The sequence below is a fragment of the Synechococcus sp. R55.7 genome, assembly GCF_047461955.1.
Classification (GTDB): Bacteria; Cyanobacteriota; Cyanobacteriia; order Thermostichales; family Thermostichaceae; genus Thermostichus.
This window is the reverse complement of sequence record NZ_JANSIC010000083.1, coordinates 1-9,085: the sequence shown is the minus strand read 5'-3', so window position 1 is coordinate 9,085 and position 9,085 is coordinate 1. Positions and strand designations below refer to the sequence as shown.

8 protein-coding genes are annotated in these 9,085 nt (G+C 58.2%); 5 read left to right on the top strand and 3 right to left on the bottom strand.

Annotated elements, in window-relative coordinates; translation table 11 throughout:
• Positions 1–246 (bottom strand): STAS domain-containing protein (locus tag NW820_RS06160; protein ID WP_414406987.1); only part of this gene is annotated, 246 nt, incomplete at its 3' end.
• Between the two features lie 153 nt (positions 247–399).
• Here NW820_RS06160 and NW820_RS06155 point away from each other — a divergent pair.
• On the top strand, positions 400–1,581 hold the full coding sequence (locus NW820_RS06155) for a glycosyltransferase (protein WP_414406986.1): 1,182 nt from the start codon (positions 400–402) through the stop codon (positions 1,579–1,581).
• Positions 1,582–1,589: 8 nt separating this feature from the next.
• On the opposite strand, the gene NW820_RS06150 is transcribed toward NW820_RS06155, so the two are convergent.
• Entirely contained in the window at positions 1,590–2,405 is an 816-nt protein-coding gene (locus NW820_RS06150; protein WP_414351155.1) for a Uma2 family endonuclease, read from the bottom strand.
• A gap of 207 nt (positions 2,406–2,612) precedes the next feature.
• On the opposite strand from NW820_RS06150, the gene NW820_RS06145 reads away from it, so the two are divergent.
• The gene (locus NW820_RS06145; RefSeq protein ID WP_414406985.1) at positions 2,613–3,305 is read left to right on the top strand and encodes a response regulator transcription factor; all 693 of its coding nucleotides are present in this window, start codon (positions 2,613–2,615) and stop codon (positions 3,303–3,305) included.
• 1,154 nt (positions 3,306–4,459) lie between these two features.
• Positions 4,460–5,221, top strand: coding sequence for an E3 ubiquitin ligase family protein (locus tag NW820_RS06140; protein WP_414342134.1), 762 nt, complete (start codon positions 4,460–4,462; stop codon positions 5,219–5,221).
• A 33-nt stretch (positions 5,222–5,254) separates the two neighbouring features.
• On the opposite strand, the gene NW820_RS06135 is transcribed toward NW820_RS06140, so the two are convergent.
• A complete protein-coding gene (locus NW820_RS06135) occupies positions 5,255–5,809 on the bottom strand; it encodes a DUF4079 domain-containing protein (RefSeq protein ID WP_011431843.1) in 555 nt (184 codons plus the stop codon).
• A 239-nt stretch (positions 5,810–6,048) separates the two neighbouring features.
• Between NW820_RS06135 and NW820_RS06130 the strand changes: the two genes are divergently transcribed.
• Together NW820_RS06130 and NW820_RS06125 are read left to right on the top strand one after the other, a co-directional pair.
• A complete protein-coding gene (locus tag NW820_RS06130) occupies positions 6,049–6,540 on the top strand; it encodes a phycobilisome linker polypeptide (RefSeq protein ID WP_071818135.1) in 492 nt (163 codons plus the stop codon).
• A 266-nt stretch (positions 6,541–6,806) separates the two neighbouring features.
• The coding region (locus NW820_RS06125) for a polysaccharide deacetylase family protein (RefSeq protein ID WP_414406984.1) at positions 6,807–9,085 on the top strand (2,279 nt) is incomplete at its 3' end.

The following is a 9,085-nucleotide window of genomic DNA, read 5'->3' as shown; positions in this document are numbered from 1 at the left end:
GCAGAACTTGAGTTGATAGCCTAAAGTGCGGCAATGGCGATGCGCCCAAACCAGAACCGACAACCCCATGCTGTCGATCAGGCTAACCTGACTAAGATCCAACAAGAAATGCCCCGGTTTCTCGGTGAGAATTTGGCTTAGCTCTTTCCGTACCTCGCGGGCAATCGCGGCGTTGAGCCTTTCACTGTGCAATTTCACAACCGTAACAGGGGATCCCTTGTGGCTGAGCCGGATGAAGACATCCATGAAAAGCCCGTCAGGTTTGAGGGGGGATGGGCACAGGCACGATGCAACCAGACTGATTTTGAATTGCTAAATCACCATGAGTATGAGTTTGTCCTCCCTGGGCTTCTCTTGCAAGCATTCTTGGACACTTTTCCCTTACAGGTTAGAACTGGCATGAACGGGATCCCTGCCTGGGCTGGAGATGCTGCCGCCCTGAGCCTATTGGTTATGCAAGTGCCGATGCTGGCGGTGCTGCTGGCGCGGCTGCTGCCCTCTTTGCGGCGCCCTTCCCCTCTGCCTCCCGGTCAGCCTGGGATCCCTTTGCAGCCGGGCTTGGTCAGCGTGTTGTTGCCCACCCTCAACGAAGCGGAACGCATCGATCCCTGCCTGGAAGGATTGCACCAACAGAGCTCCGTCCTGCGGGAGGTGCTGGTGGTGGACAGCCGCTCTCAAGATGGCACCCCCGAAAAAGTGCTGCAGATGGCCAAGCGGGATCCCCGCTTTCGCCTGCTGACCGACGATCCCTTGCCCAACGGATGGGTGGGGCGCCCCTGGGCCTTGCACTATGGATTTCTCCAGTCGGATCCGGCCTCTGAGTGGATCCTGGGCATTGATGCCGATACCCGTCCCCAGCCAGGATTGGTGGAGCGCCTGCTGGAAACTGCCCAGGCCCAAGGTCTGGATCTGATCACCCTGGCACCGCAGTTTATCTTGCAGCACTGGGGGGAAGGCTGGCTGCAACCGGCTCTTTTGGTGACCCTGATCTATCGCTATGGGGCAGCCGGAGACAGGGCTACCCTGCCAGAACGGACGATGGCCAATGGGCAATGTATGCTAGTGCGCCGGTCGGTGCTGGAAGCGATGAATGGCTACACAGTGGCGCGGGCTTCATTTTGTGACGATGTGACCCTGGTGCGGCAGATTGCGGCAGCCGGCTTTAAAGTAGCTTTTTACGACGGTCGGCACCTGCTCAAGGTGCGCATGTACACTTCTTTTGGCGAAACTTGGCGAGAGTGGGGCCGATCCCTCGATTTGAAAGATGCCACCCCTGTGGCCCAGTTGTGGGGGGATATAGCTCTCCTCGTCCTCACCCAAGGGATCCCTGGGCCGGTGGTTGTAGGGCTGTTGGGCAAAGCCGGGATGGGGTTTCCCTTTTCCCTGACGGAGCAGGTGCTGCTGGGGCTTAACCTAGGCTTACTGATTCTGCGCTTAGGTGTACTGCTGGGCATTCGCGGCTCCTATCAGGATCCCCCTTGGACGTTCTGGATGTCGCCCCTGGCGGATCCCTTGGCCGTTCTGCGGATAATCCTATCTGCCCTCAGCCGGCCCCGCTCTTGGCGCGGGCGCACCTACTAGGAGAGCCCTCAATCGGCTATTGCCTCGGGATCCACGCCCAACTCCCGCAATTTCGCGGCTAGGCGCTGCTGTTCCAGACGGGCCTGTTCGAGAGCTGCCTCTGCCGCCTCGGCCCGTTGCCGTTCCTGTTCAGCCCGCTGCCGCTCCTGTTCGGCCCGCTGCCGCTCCTGCTCTATATGTTCACTCCCCCACAGCAGCAAACTCCCATCGGCAGTCCACCACCGCAACCAGTTGGCTTTGGTCTCGGCTTTTTGTCCCCGCCACACCCCCAAAAACAAGCCAATCTCCGGGATCCAGTAGCGACGGTTTTCATCCGCCGATACAGGGGTATAGCGGCCATTCTCCAGGCGGTAGACATCCAGCTCACCGGTTTTGGGATGAAAGATTACATAGACAGGCACCTGCAAAATGCGCTCGTAGAAATACCATTTTCCATAGGGATAGTGGGGATTGATGGAGTACTCGCCGCCCTCGGTTTCGGAGATGAATTCCATCACAATCGCCGGGGGATCCCCTTCTAAGTGTGGGGTATAGCTGCGGCGGATCTCTCCTTCGGGAATCGGCTGTACTGCGGGCACATAAACCCAGTCGGGGGCTTTCACCACCACCTTGTCCCCGACAGTGCTGCAAAGGCCAAAGTTGGAGGCGATCAAAGCCTGGGCAGGGATCATCTGAGCGAGTTCCAATGCCTCACGCAGAGCAGCAGCCAAAAGGGGCTGTAAGGTGCTTTCCACAGGCTCATCCGGCAAGGGAAAGTCTTCCGGCAGTTTTTCCCATCGAATGGGAGGTAGGGGCGGGGTGAGCCGAACAGGAGAGAGGGTCATGGCTGAGGATACTCATGGTGATAAGGTACATGAATGCCTTTTGAATAACTCAAAGCACTTGCTGATATCAACCCCAGGCAATTCCACAAGGCTGTTGCAGGCTGGGACGGATTCAGTCATCTCGACTGCCAATCCATACGGTTGAGATATGCTTGGGGGCAATGAGCAAGTTTTTCGGCGTCTTCCTTGGATTCAGCAAGAGAGCGTATGCCAGAGCCTGAACCCTCTTCTGCCCACATTCTGGTGATCGAAGATGAAGCTAAGCTGGCTCGTTTTGTGGAAACGGAGCTGACCTGTGAGGGATATCGAGTCAGCGTAGCCAGCGATGGCATGGCCGGGTTGAGGGCAGCCTGCGACCAAAACCCCGACTTGGTGCTGTTGGACTGGATGTTGCCCGGCATCTCAGGTTTGGAAATTTGTCGGCGACTGCGCTCAACGGGCAACCGCGTGCCGGTGGTGTTGATGACCGCCAGAGATGAGGTGGCGGATCGGGCAGCAAGCTTGGACGCTGGGGCGGATGACTACGTGGTCAAGCCTTTCAGCATTCAGGAGCTGCTGGCTCGGATACGGATCTATTTGCGGCAGCCAAGGCGATCCCGCGATGGCCAGTTGGTGTTCATGGATCTGATTCTGGATCCCGTAACGCGGGAGGTAACCCGGGGAGAGCGACAGGTGGAGCTGACGGCCAAAGAATACGACCTGTTGCGCTACTTGATGGAACACCCCCGTCAGGTGCTCACCCGCCAACAGATCTTAGAGCATGTGTGGGGCTGCGACTTCACGGGCGACTCCAATATCATCGAGGTCTATATTCGCTACTTGCGCCTCAAGATCGAAGGCCCAGGGGAGAAGCGCCTTATCCAGACGGTGCGCGGGGTAGGCTACGTGTTGCGCGATTGACATGCCCCCCGCCCCAAAGAGCAAGGATTCTGGTTCCTGGTTCTGCGACAGCACTTAGCTGTATCAGGTTTCCCCTCCACGACGGCGGTGCCTATCTCCTCAGTCGTTCCCCCAAGCGCTCCGCGCCGCTAGCGTGAAAGACTTGGCCAAGTGGTGATTTCTCACCAAGTTCTGCACCTGCAAGTCCTCATAAACCACAATGTCGTGAGACATTCCCACACACTGGGCTAGCTCAATAACCCGGTCTCTACGCTGGCGCCAGACTTTGATTTGGTTGAAGTGTACCTCGCCAAGCCGCTTCCTCTACTTGTGGTAGTTGCTGTATTGAGGTTTTACCCCCTTCCTATTCACGCCAGCGGGCCGTGGGCCTAACTTTCTGCTCAGTCTTCTTTGCTGTTGCTTCAATCTCCTTTCGGCACGACGCAAAAACTGGAGACACGGCACAGCTTGCCCACTGCTGTCGCCCACATCCAGCCCCACCACCTGGCCGGTGTACTCTGTCATCCAAGGCTTGGTACTGCGCTGGAGTGGCGTTGAGGAGTTTGGCTTCTCTGACCAGCGTGGGTGTATCTTATCGCAGGTCTAACAGGGCAAAAGCCGTCCTGGAAGGGCGGGGCTTCAGGCCTAGCTTCTTGGTAAAGTTTGGAACTGCCCGCATTCGGGATTGCCTTAAACTTCTCTTAAATCCTGTTTCACAGGTAACTGCTAGCATGAGGCCAACTTCACTCCCACCCCCGGAAAGGAAGGCCTTTATGAACTGGCTGATGCTGCTTGGTCTGCTTTGTCTTCCTGCCTCTCTGTTTTCGTTTGTTGAGTATTTGCGCTCCCAAAGGTTGGTTCAACAGCTCTCTGCAACTCGGTTGCTCAAGATAGCCGAGCTTCGCCATCTCGGTCAGACCAACCCCCAGGCAAAAGGAGCAAACTTGGCTCAAGTTTACGGCAGGGTTGTGTGCGATCGGCCTTTGGTATCGGAACTTTCGCGACAGCCTTGCGTCTACTACAAGTCTGAGATCTCTTGGGAGTATGACGAGATCGAATGCTATCGAAGGTATTTGAATAGCCGAGGCGATGTAGCGTATAGCGAACGGATCAGCGAAGGCGAATATCAGAACGCTCTACGCTTGGGATCCCGAGCAAAATCCTATCCGGGGGAGATGGTCGGGAAAAAGCCCGGCTTGGGCTACTCTGACTCCGGTTCTTTTCAGAAAAGGGTTGATCCCGACTACTCTAATTCTTTTCCACAAAAGCCCAACCCTGGCTACCCCGGTTCCGGTTCTTTCCAGAAAAAGCCTGGTTACCCCGACTACCCCCAGCAGCTTGGCTCTCCAGGCTATCCTCAAAAATCGCCGTTTTCCGAAGTAAGCTCTCCCCAAAAACACTACGCCAACGTGTATTACGATCCGAGCACAGGTCGGGAATATCTCCTTGAAAGAGAGACGAGAACGAGAGACGAAACCCTTCACTCGGTGGTTCGCCAGATCCCTTTTTTCATCGAAGACGAAACTGGAAGGGTGAGGGTGGATCCCACAGGTGCGGAGATAGAGGCTATGTCGGTTGTGGATGAGCATATTTTTCCAGGAAAAGGGCCCAGCCGGTTCAACTTCAATCTCAAGCGCTACCTTTCCGGAGTGAGAACAGAAAATCGCTCCACCCGAGCTTTTATCTATAAGGAATGGGTGATTCCGGTGGATGCGATGGCGTTTACCATGGGGCAGGTGCGTTTTGAGGCAGGGGATCCCGTGATCCGAAAACCCCTTTCTGGGGAAAGGTTTATGATTGCCCCCAAATCCCCTGAAGCCCTCTTGGAAGAGCAGCGCTCCAATGCCAGCAGCTACCTGGTGGGATCCGTCGTCCTGCTGGGTATCGGCATTTTCACCGTGCTCCACCTGCTGCAATCCCTGCAGCCTTATCGCTAGTTCCTGCCCAGGCAGAGGGAAGCCTACTGCCACTCACAACGACAAACCCAGCTTGAGCCCAAGCAGGGCATGGGCAAACAGTACACATAGAATGAGGCTGCCCACATAGGCATGGGTGGTGCGCAAAGCAGCGCGGTTGCCCCCAAAGCCGCTGAGGGACAAAGCTCCATTCACCGCCAACAACAGCAACACCAGGGATCCCGTCCAAAAATGGGGGCTGCTCAACAGGGGCTTCCCTTGCATCACCAGAGAAAGAAGGCCGCCAGTGTAGCCCAAGGCAATGAAGGTGGCCATCCAGGGGGCCAATTTGCGGTGGTCAAGCAGAGGCTTCTGGGCCGCTTCCGGCAGGGATCCCTCTGGCGCTGTGGAGGCGGCTGCCAGACGCAAGGCCCGTCCTCGCCACCCAGTCAGGCCGACAAAGCTGCCCATCACCACCACCACGATCCCCATCATCAAGGGGTGACCCCATTGCACAATGGGTTGGGGCAAGTTAAGGCCGGCAAAAAACTGGGCTACGGGCTGCAAGGTGGCGGCTAACCCATCCGAAGCTGCCGACAGATCCGGCAAGGCCAAGCTCAACAGGTTCATGGCGCTCCCTCTACCTCCGCAATAAATCTACAGCTGCTTAACAAATCTACAACACCCCAATTCTAGAATGGGAGGACATCAGTGATCTCCCTCAATTCGTTGAAGGGAGGACGTCAGCTGACCCATGCCAGCGGGAAGCTTCTGGTGGGCACCTGGCAGCGGTAGAATGTCTGACGGTAAAGCTGTGGCTGTGAGCGGCTCTCTCGCCACTGAGTGCTGAGCAAAACGGAGTTGTTGAGATGGCCAAGTTGTTGTTGGGGGATCAAGCCTTTGAGGTCGAGCTGCTGACGGATGTGCCCACCAATTGGCCGGGAATTAAAGTCATGTCTAAGGGGGCCAAGCTGGACATTCCAGCGGGAACTGTGGTGAAGGTGGAGGCCGAGGATGACCACATAGCCGGCTCCTATAAGGTGGTCTATCGTTTGGCGCCTGCCTATCCCCGCAGCTGGCGGCTACTCCTGGAGCGGGAGAGCGTCGCCACGGCGCCTCAGGTGGCATCGGCTCCAGAACCAGAGGTTGCTCAGGCCAGCAGCTCAGAAGGAGGGCTGCCCAATAGCGATAAAATCTTCGCCATCAAGGTATCCGGCCTCGTGGGAGGAGGTGTGCGCAGAAGTGTTGTCGAGTACAAAGTGCCCTTCAGCCGCCTTTCCCAAGAAGTGAAACGGATCACCCAAATGGGAGGCAAGATCGTCAGCATTGCCGAGTCCAATCTGCTAAGCACCCTTGAGTAGCGGGCGGCTTCCTGGGAGGTTCTGGGTTCTTTCAGGCCACCCGTCCAGGCCGTTCTGGTTCAAACAATTTCAACGAGGGATCCCTGTAGAAAGCATGCGGCGATTTCTCCCCTATCCTCAACCTGAGGATGGGGTGGTAGGCTGGCGTTGGTTTTGCCGTTGCCTGGAAGGCTGCCTTTTCCTGCTGTCCTGGGGGTGGGCTTTGGGTAGGAAAAGGCGTTCCGGCGAGGGCTGAGCTTTTGCAATTGGGAGTGGGGAGTGAGGCCATGACATCTCGACGACAGCCGACGCGCTTGGGAGGGTCGATGCCCCAAGGCCATGCAGGCTTTGGGTCAGCAAGGGGATCCCAGCCGTACCCCTCGCCCACTCCACGACAAAGCTTTTCCTCTTCCTCTCGACGTCCGCTGGCCAAGTCTCGACCGAGGTTACTCCCCTTCTTAAGCTTGCTGGTGATCCTGCTGGGATTTGGGGCTGGGGCCCTGGTGGCCTGGGCAACTGCTCATCCCGACTGGGTCAGCCGCCTGCCGGGGCTCTCGCCACCTCTAGCGGAGATCCCTGCCCCCCGCGCCCACGCTAAAGCGGCTCAACAGCGCTTGCCCATCTCCTTAGAGACCCAACTGGAGCGGGATCCCTTTGCTTTGGATCCCTTGGCCAGCCTTTCTTATGTGCCCGCCATCATGTATCACGATGTGGTGGCTGGCCGCAAGCAGGTCTGGTTCGACACTACGGCGGCGGAGCTGCGGCAACACTTTGAGGCCATTAAGCAGGCGGGGTTGACCCCCATCCACATCGACCAACTGTACAAACACCTGCGGGACGGGGATCCCTTGCCCGAAAAAGCCATTTTGCTCACTTTTGACGACGCCTACCTGGGCCTGTACGAGAACGCCTACCCCCTTTTGAAGGAGTACAACTACCCCGCCACCTACTTTGTGCAAACCGGCTTTGTCGGCGTGCCCACCAGCAAGGATCACTTCACCTGGGATCAGATGCGGGAGATGGATGCCAGCGGGCTGATTGACTTTGCCGCCCATACCGTCAACCATCCTCCTGATCTGCGGGTGCTAGACGATGCCCGTCTGCGGCGGGAAGTGTTCGACTGCAAGACCAAGCTGGAGCAGGAGCTGGGCCACCCCATCCACTACTTTGCCTATCCCGAAGGCAACCGGGACGAGCGGGTGAAGCAATACCTGGCCGATGCCGGTTACCGGATGTCTTTTACGATGGATCCTGGCTTTACAGGACAATCGCCCAACTTGCTGGAGGTGCGACGCTTTAGCCAGTTTCGCATCACCGAGGCCATCATTGGCGCCCGCACCTTCACCCTCAACCGCAGCCCCGACTACCGGCTGGATGTGACGCAGCCTCTGGCTCTGACCGACGAGATCATTGACGGGGTGCGGGTGCTCACCATCCGCGGCGGACGGGCAGCCACAGTGCATGCGGAGCGGCGCTACGAAGTCAGGACGTTGGTCCAGCGCTACCAGGCCGATGCCGGCATTAACGGCAGCTTCTTCTCCATCCCCTGGATCAACTCCGCCAGCAACGTCATGGTGGGGCCGGCGATGGCTGCCAACCACAAGACCTTCATCCCCGGTCGTCCCGAAGATGACCAGGCAATCCGCGGCCGGCCGCTGGTGCTGCTGGGCAGGGATCGCCTCCGCTTTGTGCCCTTTGATCCCGACACCATGACCCACTTGGAGAACATCCGCCAGTTGATGCCGGATGTCACGGATCTGTTTGTGGCCGGTCTATGGCTGGTTAAGGATGGCCATGCCCTCTCTCCGGCGGAGATCAACTCGTTCCGCCTTGCCAGCGCTGCTGAGTTTCGCCCCAGAGCTTTCTTTGGGGTAGATGACCAGGAGCGGGTGGTGATCGGAGTTACCAAAACCCACGTCAACGCCGCCATCCTGGCCAGTCTGCTGCCCAAAACCGGGATCCGGGAAGCCGTGCTGCTGGACTCTGGCTTTAGCACCTCCCTGGTCTACCAAGGGGAGATCCTCGCCACCGGCCATGCCGGTCCCAACCAGCCCAGCCGTCCTGTGCCCCATGCCATCTTGCTCTACGACCTGACTCGCCTTTGGCGGGAGGATCCCCATCCCGAGGCCAAGGCTGGCTCTGAGGGAGATCAGCTGGAAGGGCTAGTGCAACTTTTGCCAGCTAGCGACCAAGATGCAGCCAAAGCCCAGCTAGAGAGCGTCTTGGCCAGCCAACGCACTTTGAGGCGGGGGGATCGGGGGGCGGCGGTGGTGGCGGTGCAACTGGGGTTGAGCCACCTGGCCACTCAGCAGGGACGGCTGGATCTACTCCCTTCGGGCCCTGATGGGGTGTATGGTCAAGAGCTGGCCCAGGCAATGGCGGAATTGGTGCTGGCTGCACCTGAGCGCAGTGAGATGGGATCCCCCCTTCCAGCCACCCCTACCCCCCTGGTGGCCGGAACGGCGACAGCCCGCCAAGGGGTGGACATCATCGATGCTCAACTGCTGCGGCGTCTGCTGGAGCGCGTTAACTTGGCCTCTCCCTCGGTACTGGTGGATACGCGCTT